The organism is Variovorax sp. PAMC26660 (assembly GCF_014302995.1).
In the GTDB taxonomy this organism is placed as follows: domain Bacteria; phylum Pseudomonadota; class Gammaproteobacteria; order Burkholderiales; family Burkholderiaceae_C; genus Variovorax.
Genome location: NZ_CP060295.1, coordinates 4,581,992 through 4,599,620, shown reverse-complemented (window position 1 = coordinate 4,599,620; position 17,629 = coordinate 4,581,992). Strand labels below are relative to the sequence as shown.

The window sequence follows — 17,629 nt, the reverse complement described above, 5'->3', positions numbered from 1 at the left end:
GTCTGCCCGATGTGTGCAGAAGCGTTCGGCCTGGGGATGACTTTAGGAGTCGCATCGCCTTCGCACATGAGCGAAGCGCCCCTTTGCGGGGGAGTCAAATGCCCTACCTCCTCCCATGTGCGGCCATGACAAAGTGCATATCCCGAATGGTGCGAGCGCACGTGGGGATGGTTGAGGGCTTCGCAGTTGCGTGGGACATGTCGAAGATGAGCGACCCCATCAAGCATCGACCAGGACGCGGTATGGCCAATACCGGGAAAGAGAAGTTCTGCGCTTGTGCACCCGTGCCTTGCACTTGCGCGCCGGGGCACGAGAACATGGCATCGATCTGCCGTGCCCGGAGGCGAACTCGACCTCAAGTGGCCGCTTCGCGGGTTGCGTGGATGTTGCGCATCCACGCCCCTCTCAGCCCTCTCAGCCCTTCACCACTTCACGCGCAGGCCCAACGAGGCGTTGATCCCGCTCCTGACCTTGGTGTTGCCACCCGAGGACCACAGCTTGCCGACTTCGCCGTACAGGCTGGTCGTCTGGTTCAGCGCCAGCGTGAAGCCGCCTGCCAGCTCGGTGCTCGTGCCCCCCACGGGCGCGGTGATGTCGGTGACGCTCGCTCCGTTCATGAAGCGTGCGACATCCGTGCCGCTCGAGGTCTTGTAGACGTTGATGCGGCCATACGGCTGCAGCTTGCCCATGCTGGTGTCGATCTCGCCCTTGATCCGAACGCCCGCACGGGCGATCCAGCCGCTGTCCGCCTTCGGCTGAACCACGGCGCCAGTGATCAGCGAGCTGTCCAGGTTCAGGTGCTGGTGGATGAGCTGCAGCTGCGGCTCGATGCTCCAGCCACTGCCGCCCAGCGCGAAGGACTGGCCCACTTCGATGGACGCCAGCAGGCTGCTGCCCTTGCCGCTCGCGCCGAAGCTCAGGAGCGGCTCCACCGTGTAGCGGTGACGGCCCGCCTGCACCACGGCATCGGCATAGAAGCCGCTGTCGCTGGTGTAGGTGCCGTACACGCCCAGGTACTGGCTGCGCAGGTCGTTGCGGCCCACGCCCAGGTTGCTCACGCCGCTGGCAAAGCCGTTGACGCGTGCATCGCCGTCGAGCTGGCCGACGTAGACGCCTGCGCGCCAGTTCGGCACGACCAGCAGGTCGGTGCCCGCCTGGAAGCCGGTCAGGCGTCCCTTGCTGGTGGGCGAGACGGAGCCGCCCTGCCGGATGTCGATGTCGGTGGACAGCACGCGGGCCCAGGCGCGGCGGTCCGAACCGGTCGGTGCAGTGGCTGCGCCCTTCACATCGTCGTCGCCCACGCGCTTGCGCAGATCGCCCAGCATCGCGAGGTTGCCCTGGCGCAGTTGGTTCGGCAGTGCTGCGTAGAGCGCCGCCTCGGGCCGGTAGGTGATGACCGGCACACCAGCCGGGTCGCTCGGAGACACTGCGTTGATGGTGGAGCGCAGGTACCAGTTCTCGCCTGCACCGTTGGCATCTGCTGCATTCAACCTGTACTCGTAGGCGCCTGCATCGACATGGCCGCCAGCCAGCGAGAACGCGTCCTTGGTCGTCTGCGCGGTCGTGGTCGCACCGTTCTGCGCGGTGATGATCTCGATGCCGTTGCCGCTGGTCAGCGCGCCCAGGCCACCGAGGTTGGTGATCTGCACGCTGGTCCTGCCGCTGGCGATGGCCGTGGGGCCGTCGAGGATCAGTCTGTCGCTCGTGCTCGCGCTTCCACCCAGCACCGTTCCCAGTCGCAGCGTGCCACCGCTGCCGACCCACGGCCCGTTGACCGTGAGGGTTGTGCCAGGCACGCTTCCGGGGAGCGAAACAGTGCCACTGTTGGTCATTGACGCAATGACCTGATTGTTGCCGGCCAGGTCCAGCACGCCGCCTGCAGCGACTGTGAAGGCGCTGACGCTGCTGAGCGTGTTGGCCGCACCGGCGCGCAATGTGCCGGCGGCGACAGTGGTGCTGCCAATGTAGGTGTTGATGCCGCTGAGGGTCAGGGTGCCTGCGCCAGCTTTCACCAAGCCGCCGCCGCCCGAGAGAGGGCCTGACCAACTCATGCTGTAGCCGTTGGTATTGATGGTGCCCGTGCCGTCCAGCCGCAGGGGATTGGCCAGGCTCAGGCCATCGGACCCGGCGATGACGCTGGCGCTGGCACCGCTGTCGATGGCAATGGCACCCGACAGCGACGAGCCGGCGTTCAAGGTCAGGCTGTTGCTGCCGCCGATGAATTCCACGGCCGAGGCGCGGGTGACACCGTCGCCGCCAAGACCACCGGAGATCGCGCCGCTGTTGGTGACGTTCATGTTGGCGCCCATCACGCCCGCGCCACCGGCACCGTTGGCGCCGCGCGGGCCACCGTTGCTGTTGGTCCCGCCAATGCCGCCGGCGCCACCTGCGATGGTCCCGCTGTTGGTGATCGTGACCCCCGTGCCTGTAGACCACAGGCCGACGCCACCGTCACCACCGCCACCCGGCATGCCAGTGCCACCCAAGCCGCCTCCTCCGGCGCCGCCAGCGCCCCCGGCCCCGCCTGCGATCTGGCCCGTGTTGGTCACGGTCACAGCGCTGCCGGCCAAGGTGACGCCGTGGCCGCCGGCCCCGCCGCCGCCGCCCGATGCGTTACTGCGGGCCGGCAACAGCTCGGACCCGCCGGCTCCACCAGCGCCACCGGCAAAGGTGCCGCCGTTGGTGAGCGTGAGACCGGGCGCCGTGACGTTCATGAAGAATCCACCGCCACCACTGCCACCGCCGCCGGCCTGCGAAAAGGCGTCTCCCCCTTTGCCACCGGTCCCACCTGTGGAAGCGCCAGAGGAAGAGTAATTGCCGAGCGGGGCGATCAGCGTCGCCCCATAACCGCCGGCACCGCCACCACCCGCAGCCCAATATCCGTTGCCACCTGCGCCTGCGTTGCCGCCTGTAGAGCTGCCGCTCGATGAAGTGGCGCCGGGATTGATGGAGGACCCCACGTGTCCACCTCCGCCACCGCCGCCATATCCATTGCCATTGCTGGCATCGCCGGTCTGAGACCCTCCCGCGCCGCCGGCATCTCCCTGCAGCGCACCGGGGCCAACGACGCTGCTGGACGCGCCAGCCGCACCGCCTGCGCCCGCGGTAGCGCCGGCAAATGACCCGATGCTGGCGGCCGCCCCCGCCGTCGCGCCGGCTGCGGTCGACGATCCGCCGGCGCCCCCTTGCGCATTGACGGTAGTGTCATTGAGCCCGCCACCACCGCCGCTGCCATCGCTGCCACCCGCGCCTGCGTGCAGTGTCGGGTCACCGACGGGCTGGCCTCCTGCACCGCCGGCCGCCAGAAACAGCGCCGCCACAGCGACGCCCCGTAGTCCCCCCAGCGCGCCCGCACACCCTCCACTCACGCTGGTCGATCGGGCATGGCCTCGGGCGATCTCGGGAGCTGCCACCCAGGTGTCGAGCGTGAGATTCCAAAGTGTCCGGAATGTCTTGTTCATGGCTTTCCCTTTGTGTCGTTGTCCTTGTTCGTGGCTTCATCGAGGCAGTCGCTCGCGTGCACCCGCGCGCCTTGGAGGCCTGCAGATGCAGTCGATTTCAAATCACAAGCCTCAATGTAAGAACGCGTACAACACGGCGAAATGCCTGAAACTGAGTACCCTCAAAGAGGCGCGTTCGGTCGCGGCCAGATCGTGCCGTGCCCCTCGACCGCGCCATGTGATGTCCGACTTCACCGGACTGCATCGAGATGTAATTTGTATTTCCCGCCAGATGCAAAGGTGTTTGACGGACGGGCGTCCCACCCCTGCCAAAGCCAGTTCAGGGCTGGTTGAACCGCAGCCTTCAGGGTTCACTCCGCGTGTCCCCGCGAACGCTGTCAACGACAGACAGCACGGCATCGACAACAGCATCGGGGTCATCGAATTGGATGTCGTGGCCCGCCTTGGCCAGCACTACGTGCCGACCTCTCGAGGACCAGCTCGCCTCTTCTTCGTGCATCTGCATCCAGATGGCCTGCACCTGTTTGCCTTGCTCGGGCGTGATCCTCATTCCCCTGAGTTCCGCCTCCGAGTACGGCGCCATCGCGGTCAGCACCACGAGCGGACGATCGCCCAGCTCGCGAAAACCATCCGCCTCGGGGAGCGTGCGGTCCAGCTCGTCGTTCTCCGCCAGTTGGGTGCTGAAAGACACGGGAGCATAGGCGCGGATGGCTTGTGTATCGTGCGCCGTGTGATACGGCGTTGGTGGCGCCAACAAGGGTGCTGCCGCGCGAAGAACGCCCATCCGTGCGAGCGCCACCGCGATGCGAGAGAAAGTGGAGCGAGACTCCGTCATCAAGGCGGCGACGCGCTCGACCTGCTCTGGATGAGAGGGATCGACAAAGACAAGGCCTGCCACCTCGGCACCAAAGTACCTCGTGTAGGCCATGGCATAGGGCCCGCCCGCCGATTGGCCGACCAGCACCAGCGGGCCAGCTTCTCCTGCATTGGTCAACGCGGCGCGCAGGTCGTGTGCAACACGTTCGAAACTCGGAGGGCTGCTCGCAGGATCGCTCCACATCATCCCCGCCCGGCTGTATGCGCATGTGCGGGTATGCCGGGCGATGGGCCCCTGTACCGACGACCAGCTCAGCGAGCCGTCGATGCTCAATCCTGCCTCGAGTACCACGGTGGGCGAGCCCGTACCCCGGCAATCCAGCTGAATCCTGCGGCCTCCTATGTCGACCATCTTGCCGGGTGGAGGGAAATCACGCGCGGCTCGGCCCTGGCCGATGCGCTCGTAGATGGCACCGGCCACCGCGACCAGAACGCCAAGCGCCGCGCTCGCCGTGCAGATGCGTACCGTCCATCGCTTGAAGTTTTTCACATGCGCGCGCCGGCGCTGCTTGACGGGCACTCAGGCAAGGTCGAAGCAACAACCCGCGTAGTAAGGTTTGTCGCCACCGTCGACAAAGGGCACCTCGATCGGCTTGCCCTCATTGCGCCAGCTGTCGCGTTTTTTGTAGCCGGAGCGCATCAGCTCGGCCATCAGTTCGTCGTGGTGCTCGATGCGGTAGGGGCACACCGCCACCCCGATGCTGTTGAGCGTGTAGATCGTGCGCTCGGGATGCACGGCCGTGGTGTTGAGAATGATGCGCTTCGGCTTCACAGCCAGTTCGGACAGGATGGCGTCGATCCGCTTCGGCAGGTACTGCAGACTGCCCGATGCATAGAGCACATCGACGCCGCTCGCGTCGCGATAGTCGGTGGTGAAGTCGAGTTGCGCGGCCACCTCCCGTTGCTTGGCGAGTTCTCGCCCGCTTGCGACCACGCCGGGCACGTCGCACACCGTCCAGTGCAGGTTCTCGGGGTAATTGATGACCCGGCGGAAGGCGTAGTACTTGATGCCGACGTGCCCGCCAAGGTCGAATACGCGTGTCAGTCCGGCCTCGATCGAGCGACCCAGCCAGAAGACGCCCGGATAGTCGTAGAAATATATCTGCGGGCTGTAGAGCTTGGCCGCCTCGGCGTTGTCGTAGCCGATGGGTTTGGTGGAGGGGGCACTGTCCTCAGCCGCCACGAAGCTCACGAATGAGCCCATGAACAGGTTTTCGTCCTGGTTGTCCAGAAACTTGCGCCTGTAGGCACTTTCCAGTCGGCTCAAAAGCATTTTCGTTCTCCGGTGGCACCGACTATTGTGCAGACCGATTCAGGCATTCAAGATGCAAAGCCCTGCGCCGCAGGGGCAGTTACCCACTGGGGGTTACCTACCAAACGGGGCGATCGTCGCGAGTGCACGACCAGAGGCTGGGAACTCGCGGATTTTGGCCACGCTGAAGTGCTCGACGTTGCGTGATCGGAGGGAGTGAATCGCCTTACATGGTCCGCCCAAGGAGAACAAGTTTCTACATCGCGATGGCTTGAAGGGTTTGCTGCCTTACATCCGGGCTGTTTGTGCAGTAGGTGCTGCTGCCCATGATGGCTATTCGCGGCTGGGGCTCCTATCTCCGGGATGTACTCGAGGTACTGGCGATTCATTGGGATTCGCGCTCGACAAATGCGTATGCGACGAACCGCGAAGGCATCGGAGTCGACGGCCGAGTCGTACACCAATCCCAGTTCGCAATAGCCGCGCTCCACGCGCTCAACCACCTCGGGCGAACTGGCTGTCATCATGCTACCAGTGACGCTTGGGCAGCATTGCGAGACGTACCATGGCGTCGGGCAGCAGATAGGCCGCCAAGGTGTTCACGGTGGCGATCGACAAACGCCCCGGCGATGCCGCCGCGGCGCCGTACGCCGCATCCACGATGCCGTAGCTGTGGTTCATGGTGCGAAACAGCTGTTGCCCTCGATCCGTGAGCGCCATGCCGCAGCCGTTGCGGCGAAACAGCCGCGCACCGAGCGTCTGCTCCAGTGCCGCCATTTGCTTGCTCAAGGTCGGCTGTGTCACGCCGAGCATGTCTGCCGCTACGCGCAAGGAGCCTGCGCGCCACGGCCAGGAAGACTCGGAGTTGGTGATCGTTGGGCTGCATAGCAAGGACAGTAGTGGCCCACGATGCGGCTGGGTCGGCTGGCTTCCGCGACATCAGCGAGGGGGACTTCGAGGTCAAGCCTAGGTGGCCTTTTTTTGCCGACGCAGGGCATATTGCGCACGATGCTGTGACATGGCATTTCGCGGTCACCAACGTATCGCCGAAATTTGGTCGGTCGTTTCCCGTATCGGCCGAAGTCCGTCACTCTATGCAATAGATCATTGGAAAAATCGCAATAATCTCTTCGCCAAGTCAACCCGGCGTCGTGCAGGATGCATCCTCATGGACACTGAACAACTCAGAACCTTTGTCGAGGTCGTTCGGCTGGGCAGTTTCGCGTCCGCTGCCCGCCTGCTCGATTCCGATCCGTCGGCGGTCACGCGAGCCGTCGCAGCACTCGAGAAGGATCTGGGCGTACGACTGCTGGAGCGGACAACCCGCCGCCTTGCGTTGACAGAAGCCGGTGCGGCGTACCACGAGAGCGTATCGAGCTTGCTTAAGGGCCTCCAGCGGGCCAGCGACGAGGCGCGCGACCTGGCGGGGCAACCCGAAGGCGTGGTCCGGGTGACCGCGTCGGTGAGTTATGGCCACACCGTCATCGTTCCTATGCTCCCCGCGCTGTGCAAGGCGTATCCAGCGCTAGAAATCGACCTGCTGCTGACCGACTCGGTGGTCGATCTCGTGGCCGAGCGCGTCGATGTGGCGCTGCGCCTGAGGCAAGCGGTCGACAGCTCTCTGGTTGGCGTGCGTCTTACGAGAATTCGCTATCACGTCTGCGCAAGCCCGGCGTACCTTCAGTTGCACGGAGCTCCACGCATCCCGGCCGATCTCGCGGCACGCGACTGCCTTCGATGCCCCCTGCCCGGCTATCGCACGCAATGGAAATTTCGCAGCTCCACCGGCGCAATCGACGTCGTGGATGTCGGAGGCAAACTGATGATGTCCAACTCGCTGGCTCTGCATCGCGCAGTCCTGGCCGACCTGGGTCCGGCACTGCTTCCGGATTGGCTCGTCGGCTCCGACCTCGCGGCAGGCCGAATGATCGATCTTTTTCCGGAGCAGGAAGCGACGCCTACCGACTTCGACAACTCGATCTGGCTGCTCCATACCTCCCGCGCCTACGTGCCCCACAGGGTTCGGGCGTTCATCGACTTCGTCAAGAAACAGCATGTCACCACGCCGATGATCGCCGTGTGATTCGTGCGCCGTGTGCAATGGTTCCGTGCGACACGGCAACTGTTCGGCCGATGGGTCGCTTCCTACGATGACAGCTCCTTTCACCTCTGGAGTTTCGTATGAAGATAAGATCGATGCCGCTTCGCGCATTGGATTCAGCGCCCCTTTTTCTCGCGGTTGTTGCGGCGCTGGCGCTGAGCGGCTGCAGCCCCGATGCCATTGCACAGACCTCCGCGTTCTCGCTGTCGAGTTCGGACCTTGCCTCAGGCACCTTCGATACCAAGTTCATCCTGAACGGCTTCGGCTGCACGGGCGGCAATGTCTCCCCCGCGCTCAAGTGGTCGAACCTGCCGGTGGGGACGAAATCGCTCGCACTGCAAGTGCGCGACCCGGACGCACCAACCGGCAGCGGGTTGTGGCACTGGGCCGTGTACAACATTCCCGCAAGCGCGACCGGCTTGCCGCAGGGTGCCGGAAATTCTCCGAGTTCCCTGCCGACGCCTGCATTCGGCGGCAACACGGACTTTTTCGATACAGGCGCAACGGGTGCCAACGGCAACTATGGTGGCCCCTGCCCGCCGAGCGGCGACAAGCCGCATCGCTATGTGTTCACGCTCTATGCCCTTGCAGTGGACAACGTGCAAGCCGCAGGCGGAATTCCCAGGACCGCCAGCGCAGCGTTGTACTCGTTCATCCTGAACAAGGGGATCGGCAAGGGGCTGCTCGGAACAGCCAGCTTCACGGCGCAGTACGGGCGATAGGTCCCTGCGCTTCGGAAAAGCCCGCGACCAGGCTCTGCACTCTGCGTTTGCAGGCTATGCCTCGTAGTGGCTGAGGAACAAGTCAACCGCCGCATTGGCGATCTGCCGCTGCGCCCGGGGCGCCAGCTTGGGCTGGCCCAGTGCAATCTGCGGCCAGAAGGCCACGCCTTTGACCAAGCTTTCCAGTTGCTGCGCGGCCAGCGAGGCATCGCCTGGCTTCAGGCGACCATGCTTCTGCGCGGCGAGAATCCAGCCGAGAACCCCGCCTTCTTTCTGGCCCAGTCGCTTCACCATCTCCTGCACGCGCTCGGGCGAATGGATGGCGGCCGCGATGGCCACGCGCGCCAAGTCGAGAAAGTTGTCATCGGCCAGCAAGGCCATCTTCTGCATCAGCAGTGCGAGCAGTTGTTCACGCACTGGCGCATCGGCGCGATAGGGCAGGTCTTCCTGGTTCGCGGCGCTTTCCCACAGCACGCGCAAGATTTCGGCGAAAAGTTCGTCCTTGCTCGGGAAATGGTTGTACAGCGTGCGCTTCGACACTTCAGCGCTGGCGGCGATCTTGTCGACGCTTGTGGCCTCGAAGCCATTAGCGCGGAACTCGGTGATAGCGGCCTGGACGATCGCCTCGCGCTTGCGGTCGGTAAGACGTGTTGCCTGGGTCATTGGCAAATTTTACACTGGTGAGTGTACTTTTTTTGAATTCGCTGTACACTCCGAAAAATTACACCTCACGGTGTACTTTTCTCCTTCCATTTTTATCGGAGTGCTCCGCATGACCAACCAGTCCCTCTGCCTTCGCCGCGGTGAGCCCGTCGTTCGTGCCTCGTCGCCGCGACAACACGACGGCAAGTTCCGCAACGTGGTGCCGCGCGAGGCGCCCGGCTTCGCCAAGACGCTCGCGATTGCCTGGCGCGTGTTGACGCAGAAACCCGACACCACGGTGCCGCGCGCGCCAATTCCGGTGCGGCCCCTCAGCGCGGCGGCGCTGGCCGCCGCTCCGGACGCGAGTCTGTTCCGACTGGGGCACTCCACCTTGCTGCTGAAGCTCGCTGGCGAGTTCTGGCTGACTGACCCGGTGTTCTCGGAGCGCGCATCGCCGTTTCAGTGGATGGGGCCGAAGCGCTTTCATGCGCCGCCGATCGCCATCGACGATCTGCCACCGATCAAGGGCGTGATCCTGTCGCACGACCACTACGACCATCTGGACCACGCCGCCATCATGAAGCTGGCGCCCAAGGTGGATGTGTTCGTGACGCCGATCGGCGTTGGCGACCGCCTGATTGCCTGGGGCGTGGACCCGGCCAAGGTGCAGCAACTCGACTGGTGGCAGCAAACGGCTGTGTCGGGCGTGCGACTGGTGGCCGTGCCGGCGCAGCATTTCTCCGGACGCGGGCTCACCGACAGCGACCGCACCCTGTGGGTGTCGTGGGTGATCATGGCGGGCGACCTGCGCCTCTTCTTCAGCGGCGACACCGGCTACCACGCCGACTTCAAGACCATCGGCGAACGCTTCGGCCCGTTCGATGTGACGATGCTCGAAACCGGTGCCTACGACGCCCAGTGGCCCGAAGTGCACATGCAGCCCGAAGAGACATTGCAGGCCCACCTCGACCTCAAGGGCCGTTGGCTGATGCCCGTGCACAACGGCACCTTCGACCTGGCGATGCACGCCTGGCACGAACCCTTCGACCGCATCCATGCGCTGGCCGAAGCGGCCGGCGTCGCGCTGGCTACACCGGCCATGGGAGAGCAGCTGTCGCTTGCCGAGCCGCACACGGGGCAACGCTGGTGGCAAGAGCTTTGAGACGCCTTCTTTGAACGCGACACCGACCCGATGTCCTCAGCTTCCACCGTCGTCCTGACCGGCGCCACCAGTGGCATCGGGCAACTCGCCGCCATCGCACTGGCAAGGCAGGGCGCACACCTCGTACTGACGGCACGCAACAAGGTCAAGGCCAGCGCCACCCGCGCCATCATTCAGACGGCTGCGCCTGGCGCCCGGATCGACTTTCACTACGCAGACTTCACCAGCCTCGATGCCGTTGCAGCAGTCGCGACCGAAATCGCCTCGCGCTACGAGCGCATCGATGTGCTGATCAACAACGCCGGAATTCATGCATTCGAGCAGCGCGTCACTGTCGATGGCTTTGCCGAAATGATGGTCGTGAACTATCTCGCGCCCTGGTTACTGACTGCCGGCCTGCGAGACAACCTCGTTCGCTCTGCACCATCGCGCATTGTCACAGTGGCTTCCGAGGCCTCGCGGCGCAGCGGCGACCTGGTGCCGGATCGGGATCTCTCGGACACGACGCCTTTCACACGACTCGGTTCATCGAAGAAATACGGTCAGACGAAGCTGATGAACATCATGTTTTCGCAGGAACTCGCTCTTCAGCTCAAGGACACGGGTGTTGCAGTCAATTGCCTGGACCCCGGCTTCAACGTCACCGGCCTAGGCCGTGAGCTGGGTTTTGCCTCCTCCCTCGAACGAGTGCTCGGCTGGTTGAACGTGGGCGACCCGCAGCGCGGCGCCGGCATCATCGTGAGGCTCGCCGCCGACCCGGCCTTCAGCGCCGTGTCTGGCGGGTATTTTTCAGTCAAGGACGCACGGCCGCTGCAGCCAATCGCACCAGCCGACAGCGCCGCCGCTCGCCGAGAGCTCTGGTCCGCTACCTCGGCCCTGCTCGACTCGTTCGGTCTCGGCCCTTTCGCCGCAATTGAAAAGGCGATGCGCTGACGCGGCCGCAAAAATTGGGCATCAACTGAAATACCAGACGACGTAGCCCGCGAAAACTACGTTCAACCCGCCTGCGTACGCCAGCATCCCCCTAGGGTCAGAGATCGGCGAAATCCAACAGGCTGCCAGCAAATCTCGTCGGACGCCCTTGTACGAGAGATATCTGATTTCCCAATGGAAAAGGGCGTTCACTGGACTTCAGTGAACGCCCTTGGACGTTATGTTGGTGGAGCTGGGGGGATTTGAACCCCAGAGCGCCCCAGCATTGGCGCGGCCTACAGCCGACGCGTGCGACTTACGTGCGATTCCGAGGGCTTTCGATGCACTGTATGCTTGTACAGCATGTTCTTCGCCGAAGTCACTCCCCTGATGCGCCAGGGCCTGCGCCTGAAGGTCGGCGAGCGCGAGCCGCCCCTGCGCGTGACAGTCACCATCCTGGAATCCGACCGCGACCGGAACAACTCGAATCGAAACACCGTCGAGGCCAGCCTGTACGTCAGCTACGGCACCGCGCAGATGGCCAGCCGCGGGCGAATCATCGATCCAGTCATCCTGCCGCACAAGGGCGCTGGCTTCTTACTGTCGGGCACGGAACTCGACTCCCAGACGGTCGACGGCGTGCATCGAGTGTGGGAGCACCGGCAGGTATGGCTCGTGGTGCCGGTCGAGCGGAACGGCAGCGAGTAGCCAGCCGGCCTGCTTCGCATCAGCAAGCCCCGTTGTCTCGATGGAAATTATTTAGCAAAAATGCGTATAAACCCCTTGCGAGTTGAAAGCATTTTTGTTTATAATTCATTCATCGTAACAACAGAAAGGCGGTCGTGAAAATCAGTGAATTCAAGCGGTGGCTCAAGACTCAGGGAGTCGCGGTGGCAGAGGGAAAGAAACACTCCAAACTCTCCATCAACGGCAAACAGACAGTCTTACCGAGACACCCAAGCAAGGAACTGAAGGAAGGCACTAAACAAGCAATCCTGAAGCAACTAGGACTGAAATGAGAGGGAGGCCCGAAAGGGCCTACCCCGAGTTGCTCCATTCACGAACGCCAGGACAGTAGAGGTATAGATGTTGAAATTTCCAGCTAAGTTTGAGCCGGCGGATGAAGGCGGCTTTGTGGTCACCTTTCGGGACGTACCGGAGGCCATCACGCAGGGAGACACGTTAGAGGAAGCACAAGCCATGGCCGTTGACGCTCTCGTCACGGCCATGGATTTCTACTTTGAGGATGGCAGAGAGGTTCCTCGACCAAGCGCACTCCAAAAGGACGAGCGCCTGGTTGAGCTTCCGCTCTCTGTCGCGTCGAAGGTGGAGCTTCTAAACATCGTGCTGAAGAAGAAAGCACGCCCCATCGACATTGCCCGGTCGATGGGGATCAAACCCCAGGAGGTCACGCGCATCCTGGATCTTCATCACGCGACGAAGATCGATACGATGGCACAGGCCTTCAGTGCGCTGGGCTATCGGCTGGAGCTGAAGGTGAGCAAGGCGTAGCTGTCAGGATCGGCTATGGCTTCGGCGAGCCGCTCGACTGTTTGCGCCAGGCCCATTCCGCTTGCAGCCAGATCGCTAGCCCGAACACCGCGGCGATCTGGTTGGTCGTAGTGGGTTCGTAGGGCGAAAGCCCGAGCATCACGCCCAGCTTCGCCAGCAGGATGAACAAGGAGACGATGCCGGCCACGCGGGTGACGTATCGGACCAGGTGGGCATTGGACATTCCCGAAGGATAGCGCCCAAACGAAAAAATCCCCAGCCCGAAGGCTGGGGACATGAACCGGCGGCGGTCGGCATGCGCTACTTGGTGGGCAACTTTCCTCCGCCGAGCGAGTAGTCGGCCGGCGCGCCCTGCCCGCGCACGGTCTGGCCGTCTGCCTTGCTACTGGCATAGGCGTTGTTGATGTCATCGGCCTCCTTCATGAGCCGTCCAAGAAGTCCTTGAGCGTCTGCTGAAAGTACCCCGCTGGCTTGGGCTGCGTCTGCTGCACCAGCGCTGGCACTGACGGCAGCTTGACCTGCGGCGCCACCACGACTGCCCCCACGTCCGGCAGCGGCTGGGTTGCACAGGCGGCTACCGCGAGTAGCGAGAGCATCACGCAGGCCCGACTGAAGGCCTGCGACCACTTGAACGTTCGTTGCATCTTTCTGCTCCTGCGCGGCGTGGGCCGCATCGATGGTTTTCTGCTGTGCCAGCACGCTGGCGCTGATGGTGCGCAGCGTCGCCGCCGCTTCATCCTTTTGCGTCTTGATGGCGCTCGACAGCGCCGTGACGTTCGCCTTCTGCACGATGGCGTCGGCCTTGTAATGCTGGCCCACCTCTCGCTCTCCGAATGCGGCGACCAGCGCAAGCGCAAGGAAGATGGCCCAGAGCCAGCCTGGCACGATGTCGAAGATCTTGGTCATCTGCGCACCTCGTTTCCCCAGCTCGCGGAATCGTCCTCGGTGTCCTCGGTCGGCGGTGCCGCTGCAGGGGCGTAAAGCTCGCCGCCAGCGGCCAGATAGGCTGCCCGCAGCTTGTCCAGGCTGTTCTCGAACTGCCCATAGCCGGCGCCCGGCAGGCTCGCCCAGAGATTGCGCACGCGTGCTACGGCCAGGTCGAAGCTGCCGGCGTCGATCAACGGCAGCGCGCCCCGCTCCCGGATCAACTGAAGCGCCCACAGGTCCTGCGATGCTGGGCCGAAGTCAACAAGGTGCAGCAGGGACTTGTAGTGCGCCCAGTCCTTCAGCATGAACTGGTAGCGACCCGAAGCGTTCGAGGTGAGCCCCTTGCTGTTGATGACCTTCGACGGCCGGCCGTTGGCAAACGGATGCGTGCTGTAGTCGGTGAAGGTCTCGGGCTTGCCATCCACGCCGGTCACGATCACGTCGTAGCCCTTGTTCCGGGTCGCCGGGCTGGTGCTGGTGCCTTCGGACACGCCGAGCATGTCGAGGAAGGCTGTGCGGTTCGAGGTCATTGCGTGGCCTTTCCGACGTTGATGTCGATCAGGTCGGTATCCACGGCGCTCGTGACCTCACCCGTCTTCACCGCCTGCTTGAGCTGCCTCGCTCGGATGAAGTTCTGCCGCCACGCCTTCGCGATCGGGAGGACGATGAAGAGCAGCGCGCCCTGGATTCGGATCTTGGTCTGCTGGTCCCACGCGAAGACACCGCCGAGCAAGTCCATCTGATCGAGGCCCGTCTGAATCCAGTCAGGCATGTACTGCACCAGGCCAGCCGCAACGCCGGTCCACATCGCCGTCGATGCCCACCAAGCCGCAGCGATGTGCGCGTCGTACCAAGCCCAGAATTTGGTTTTGAAACTGTTCACGGATGATCTCCAGTTGATGGGGCGCCAGCGCACTGTGCGTAGAGGCGGATGACAACGGCGTAGTGATTGGCCGACTGTTCGGCTGTAGGCCGCGGCGGCAGTTCTGGCAACGGCGGGCACAAGCGCAGATCCGACGGAGTGCTGCAGCCAGTCAGCAGGAACGCCAGCAGGAGGTGCTTCATTTCCGATGCTCCTGCATGCGTTCGTTGGCACGTCGGATTTCGCGGTTGACGACTTCGGGCTGCACAGTGGCTTGAGGTGCATGCGCAGGAATCGCCTTCGCCACCTTGGCTGCCTGCACGATCACCGCTTTCGCCACCTTGTCGGCCTTGTCCGCTGCTGCATCGACCTTGCCGACAACCTCGCTCACTGCGGTGGTGGTGTCCTGCAGCCGGCCCGCAGTAGTCGCCTGGCTATTGACCATGCCATCGAGACGCTTGGTGATCTCGTCCATCTTCCCTGCCAGGTCGACGAACATGCCGCGGTTGACCTCGCGCTCTTGCTGCAACGTCTCCCGGTAATAGGCAGACACACCGGTACCACCGAGCAACGCGCCCGCGAGCAGAATCCCGGCCAGCGCGAAGAACACCTTGATGTGCCCGCTGTAGTAGCGGAACTTTTGGACCATTTCACTCATGACCGCCTCCTTCCAGTCGACGGACTTCGGAAGTCAGCGTGTCGATCTTCTCGTTGGCAACCTTCAGTTGGAAGGTCAGCAAATCGACGCTGTTCTTCAAGCTGTATAGCTCTCGCACCATGGCTTCCACCCGCTTGTCAGCAGCGTCAGCGCGCTCGACCGCTCGATCGCGCTCCTCCATCACCTGCTTCATGAGCTGGTCTCCGGTGCGAGCATTTGTGACAGCCGAGTTCAATGCCGAGCTGAGTACCGGCCACAGGAACTTGTAGGCGATTACCAAGATGACCGTGCCGGCGCCACCAGTGAGCCACGTGCTTGGGTTGTCGAGGTCCATCTTCATGATCCGAATGGCTGGAGGTCAGAAGGGGTGTCGTGGCTCATGCGTTCCTTTCAGGCAAAAGAAAACCCGCCGAAGCGGGTTGGATTTGGATTGGGCCAGCAGTTCAGCCCCAAGGGTTGCTTGGTGGAAACAGCGCCATGAAGGCGACGTAGCGCGGATCGTCCTCCTCGACCTCGCCCATGTGGGGATGGTCGGCCGGGTCTTGTGGGGCCGAATACGAGGCCTTGATGGTGGTCTCGGTGTCGTCGGTGAATTCGACAATGACGATTGCCATGATGATTCCTTTTAGAAGCCGTAGCCGTAACTGTTGAGGGTGAGCGTCCCGGTGCCGGCGCCGTTGGACCACGCATAGAAGGTCGTCTGCGGCGTGACGATCGGTGTATCGGGAATCGTGCCGCCCACAGTCCCGCCCGCGCCAACGGAAACGGTTTGGGCCGCCACGTACCCCGGGGTGCCGATGCCAGTGACGGTGGGGCAGGCGGAAAAAGCCATGAAGGACGTCGTCGAGCTCGCCATCGCGCCGTTTCCGCGCCAGCTCTTTGCATTGCGCGGGACGCAGCTAGCGAGCGACGTGGAGGCGAATCCAGTGGGCGTGCTCGAATTAAGTACAAGAGCGTAGTAATCGACTCGGCGGTCGAACTGCTGGAAGACTCCGAGCAGGCTGCCCGCTGTGGTAGGCAACACGCTGATCAGGGCCGATGCGGTGTAACCGCTCGGCATGTTCGCGCCGCCATAGACCTCGGGCGCCGCCGCGGCAGTGGCGTTTGCTGCCAGCACGTTCGACACGCCGGTAGCCGGGTTGTAGATGGCGTAGATCGCCACCCAGCCGGACACGGGCGCAGTGCCGGCGTCCATGGCGCCCGCGCCCGTCGTGGCCAGGTTGATCGTCTTGTTGAAGCTCGGCAGGCAATAGCGCGTGCCGCCAAGGGCGGTTTCTACGATCACCTCGTCGGCAGTGAATGCGCAGGTGGCGCTGGCCGCCGCGAGGCCGGCACGCAGGTTGCGCACGCTGCCGACGACGCCGGCGACCTGAGACATCTGTGGCGCATGACTCGCCTTTGTGGCCGGTGCGACTTGCAGCGCGGCGCCAGTGCACTCGATCAAGACAAAAGCCGGGATCGCGGCATTCCAGACGACCATGCACTTGCCACCGACGACGATCTCACCGCCTTGCAACGGCGCGTGCGCTCCACCAACAACGTTCTTCACGCCGACAGCATTTACGGCGAGCGTTGTTGCTCCGGTGTTTGCTGCTGCTGCCTTGAACCACAAGACCATGCCATCGGTCAGCGTAGTGATAGCTGGCGTGTAGGCAATGGCACAGGCATTCGCCGGCCCCGTGTCGTTCGCCGTCACCAGCGCGTTCGAGCGAAAGCTCGTCAACAACTGGTCGTAGGTCGTTTTGCTCGGCGTCACGCCGGCCGCTGTGAGGATGTTCAGCAGCTCCGACTGAAGCATGTTGAGAAACGAAGCGCGCACATAAGTCGCGGCTTGGCCGAGTGCCGGATTGCCCTCTGTCCAGAAGCCGGGTGTTCCTGCCCCCTCGGGCGCAGGCATTACCGCTACCGCGGTCGGGTCGTCGATTGCGAACATAGAAGGTCCTCAGGTGTAGGAAAAAATCAGAACGGTATGTGCGGGCATCACCTCGCGCAGAGCGCATTCAAGAACTGCGTTGCCCCACACAGCAAGCGCATCACCAGCGCGGCCAGTGCCGACTTGCATGCGTTGCACCGTGTTCAGCGGCGCATTGACCTGCCAGGCGTGCGCCCATGCAGGGCCACGCAGCGGATCGCCGGCCCGGAGCATTCCGACCCGAGCAGGCAAGAAGTTCTTGATCGTGATGACGTAGCCCAAAGCAAGCGCGTAGGCGATGTAATACGGCGCCGACTGGCCGCCCACGGCGATCAGCCTGGCCACGACCTGCGCACGACGTTGCGCCACGCTCGGGGACAGGCCCGCGCACGGATCCGGCAGGCCGAGCGTTTCTTCCCACTCAGGCAACAGTTCGAGTGTTGAAGCGGGGAAGGCGTCGACCAGCAACTGGTTCGATCGCGCGTTCTGGCGCGCGTAGACCGGCGTCAGGCCTGCCAGCAGCTTTGTCAGCGTCGCGTCGCCATCGCGCGGCCAGACTCGGCCACGCGGCATCAACGACTGAAGCGCCGCCAGATAGTCTGCGGCGCTGTATTGCGGTGCGCTCATGGG

21 protein-coding genes are annotated in these 17,629 nt (G+C 63.5%); 7 read left to right on the top strand and 14 right to left on the bottom strand.

Features of this window, described 5'->3' with window-relative positions:
• Positions 1-422: 422 nt before the first annotated feature.
• The 4 genes from H7F35_RS21540 to H7F35_RS21525 form a co-directional block, all read right to left on the bottom strand.
• The gene (locus H7F35_RS21540; protein ID WP_187108619.1) at positions 423-3,461 is read right to left on the bottom strand and encodes an autotransporter outer membrane beta-barrel domain-containing protein; all 3,039 of its coding nucleotides are present in this window, start codon (positions 3,459-3,461) and stop codon (positions 423-425) included.
• 343 nt (positions 3,462-3,804) lie between these two features.
• Complete coding sequence (locus H7F35_RS21535; protein WP_187108618.1) at positions 3,805-4,827, bottom strand: alpha/beta fold hydrolase; 1,023 nt, start codon at positions 4,825-4,827, stop codon at positions 3,805-3,807.
• 30 nt (positions 4,828-4,857) lie between these two features.
• Positions 4,858-5,610, bottom strand: a complete 753-nt coding sequence (locus H7F35_RS21530; protein WP_187108617.1) for a TIGR04325 family methyltransferase — start codon at positions 5,608-5,610, stop codon at positions 4,858-4,860.
• A 507-nt stretch (positions 5,611-6,117) separates the two neighbouring features.
• Positions 6,118-6,378, bottom strand: coding sequence for a LysR family transcriptional regulator (locus H7F35_RS21525; RefSeq protein ID WP_261803298.1), 261 nt, complete (start codon positions 6,376-6,378; stop codon positions 6,118-6,120).
• Between the two features lie 379 nt (positions 6,379-6,757).
• Between H7F35_RS21525 and H7F35_RS21520 the strand changes: the two genes are divergently transcribed.
• The gene (locus H7F35_RS21520) at positions 6,758-7,672 is read left to right on the top strand and encodes a LysR family transcriptional regulator (protein ID WP_187108615.1); all 915 of its coding nucleotides are present in this window, start codon (positions 6,758-6,760) and stop codon (positions 7,670-7,672) included.
• A gap of 98 nt (positions 7,673-7,770) precedes the next feature.
• Positions 7,771-8,412: a YbhB/YbcL family Raf kinase inhibitor-like protein gene (locus H7F35_RS21515; protein ID WP_261803297.1), complete on the top strand. Its 642-nt coding sequence runs from the start codon at positions 7,771-7,773 to the stop codon at positions 8,410-8,412.
• Positions 8,413-8,466: 54 nt separating this feature from the next.
• Here H7F35_RS21515 and H7F35_RS21510 read toward each other — a convergent pair whose 3' ends face one another.
• Entirely contained in the window at positions 8,467-9,075 is a 609-nt protein-coding gene (locus H7F35_RS21510; protein WP_187108614.1) for a TetR/AcrR family transcriptional regulator, read from the bottom strand.
• A 109-nt stretch (positions 9,076-9,184) separates the two neighbouring features.
• On the opposite strand from H7F35_RS21510, the gene H7F35_RS21505 reads away from it, so the two are divergent.
• The 5 genes from H7F35_RS21505 (at position 9,185) to H7F35_RS21485 (ending at position 12,640) form a co-directional block, all read left to right on the top strand.
• Positions 9,185-10,216: an MBL fold metallo-hydrolase gene (locus H7F35_RS21505; RefSeq protein WP_187108613.1), complete on the top strand. Its 1,032-nt coding sequence runs from the start codon at positions 9,185-9,187 to the stop codon at positions 10,214-10,216.
• 30 nt (positions 10,217-10,246) lie between these two features.
• Complete coding sequence (locus H7F35_RS21500; protein WP_187108612.1) at positions 10,247-11,149, top strand: SDR family NAD(P)-dependent oxidoreductase; 903 nt, start codon at positions 10,247-10,249, stop codon at positions 11,147-11,149.
• Between the two features lie 342 nt (positions 11,150-11,491).
• Positions 11,492-11,836, top strand: coding sequence for a hypothetical protein (locus H7F35_RS21495; RefSeq protein ID WP_187108611.1), 345 nt, complete (start codon positions 11,492-11,494; stop codon positions 11,834-11,836).
• Positions 11,837-11,970: 134 nt separating this feature from the next.
• Positions 11,971-12,147 carry a type II toxin-antitoxin system HicA family toxin gene (locus tag H7F35_RS21490; RefSeq protein WP_187108610.1) on the top strand — a complete coding sequence of 59 codons (177 nt, stop codon included), beginning with the start codon at positions 11,971-11,973 and terminating at the stop codon, positions 12,145-12,147.
• Positions 12,148-12,214: 67 nt separating this feature from the next.
• Positions 12,215-12,640 (top strand): type II toxin-antitoxin system HicB family antitoxin, encoded by a 426-nt coding sequence (locus H7F35_RS21485; RefSeq protein ID WP_315970459.1) that lies wholly within the window; start codon positions 12,215-12,217, stop codon positions 12,638-12,640.
• Positions 12,641-12,653: 13 nt separating this feature from the next.
• On the opposite strand, the gene H7F35_RS21480 is transcribed toward H7F35_RS21485, so the two are convergent.
• The 9 genes from H7F35_RS21480 to H7F35_RS21440 form a co-directional block, all read right to left on the bottom strand.
• Positions 12,654-12,917 carry a hypothetical protein gene (locus H7F35_RS21480; protein ID WP_187108609.1) on the bottom strand — a complete coding sequence of 88 codons (264 nt, stop codon included), beginning with the start codon at positions 12,915-12,917 and terminating at the stop codon, positions 12,654-12,656.
• Positions 12,918-12,940: 23 nt separating this feature from the next.
• Positions 12,941-13,546: a hypothetical protein gene (locus H7F35_RS21475; RefSeq protein ID WP_187108608.1), complete on the bottom strand. Its 606-nt coding sequence runs from the start codon at positions 13,544-13,546 to the stop codon at positions 12,941-12,943.
• Positions 13,543-14,097 (bottom strand): glycoside hydrolase family protein, encoded by a 555-nt coding sequence (locus tag H7F35_RS21470; RefSeq protein WP_187108607.1) that lies wholly within the window; start codon positions 14,095-14,097, stop codon positions 13,543-13,545. The genes H7F35_RS21475 and H7F35_RS21470 overlap by 4 nt, the downstream gene beginning before the upstream one ends.
• Positions 14,094-14,450 carry a hypothetical protein gene (locus H7F35_RS21465; protein ID WP_187108606.1) on the bottom strand — a complete coding sequence of 119 codons (357 nt, stop codon included), beginning with the start codon at positions 14,448-14,450 and terminating at the stop codon, positions 14,094-14,096. The genes H7F35_RS21470 and H7F35_RS21465 overlap by 4 nt, the downstream gene beginning before the upstream one ends.
• Positions 14,451-14,628: 178 nt before the next feature.
• Positions 14,629-15,087 carry a hypothetical protein gene (locus tag H7F35_RS21460; protein WP_187108605.1) on the bottom strand — a complete coding sequence of 153 codons (459 nt, stop codon included), beginning with the start codon at positions 15,085-15,087 and terminating at the stop codon, positions 14,629-14,631.
• Positions 15,080-15,427: a hypothetical protein gene (locus H7F35_RS21455; RefSeq protein WP_187108604.1), complete on the bottom strand. Its 348-nt coding sequence runs from the start codon at positions 15,425-15,427 to the stop codon at positions 15,080-15,082. Before H7F35_RS21455 ends, H7F35_RS21460 begins: the two co-directional genes overlap by 8 nt.
• Positions 15,428-15,530: 103 nt before the next feature.
• Entirely contained in the window at positions 15,531-15,701 is a 171-nt protein-coding gene (locus H7F35_RS21450; RefSeq protein ID WP_187108603.1) for a hypothetical protein, read from the bottom strand.
• Positions 15,702-15,712: 11 nt separating this feature from the next.
• On the bottom strand, positions 15,713-17,020 hold the full coding sequence (locus tag H7F35_RS21445; protein WP_187108602.1) for a hypothetical protein: 1,308 nt from the start codon (positions 17,018-17,020) through the stop codon (positions 15,713-15,715).
• Between the two features lie 9 nt (positions 17,021-17,029).
• The gene (locus H7F35_RS21440; protein WP_187108601.1) at positions 17,030-17,626 is read right to left on the bottom strand and encodes a YmfQ family protein; all 597 of its coding nucleotides are present in this window, start codon (positions 17,624-17,626) and stop codon (positions 17,030-17,032) included.
• Positions 17,627-17,629: the final 3 nt, after the last annotated feature.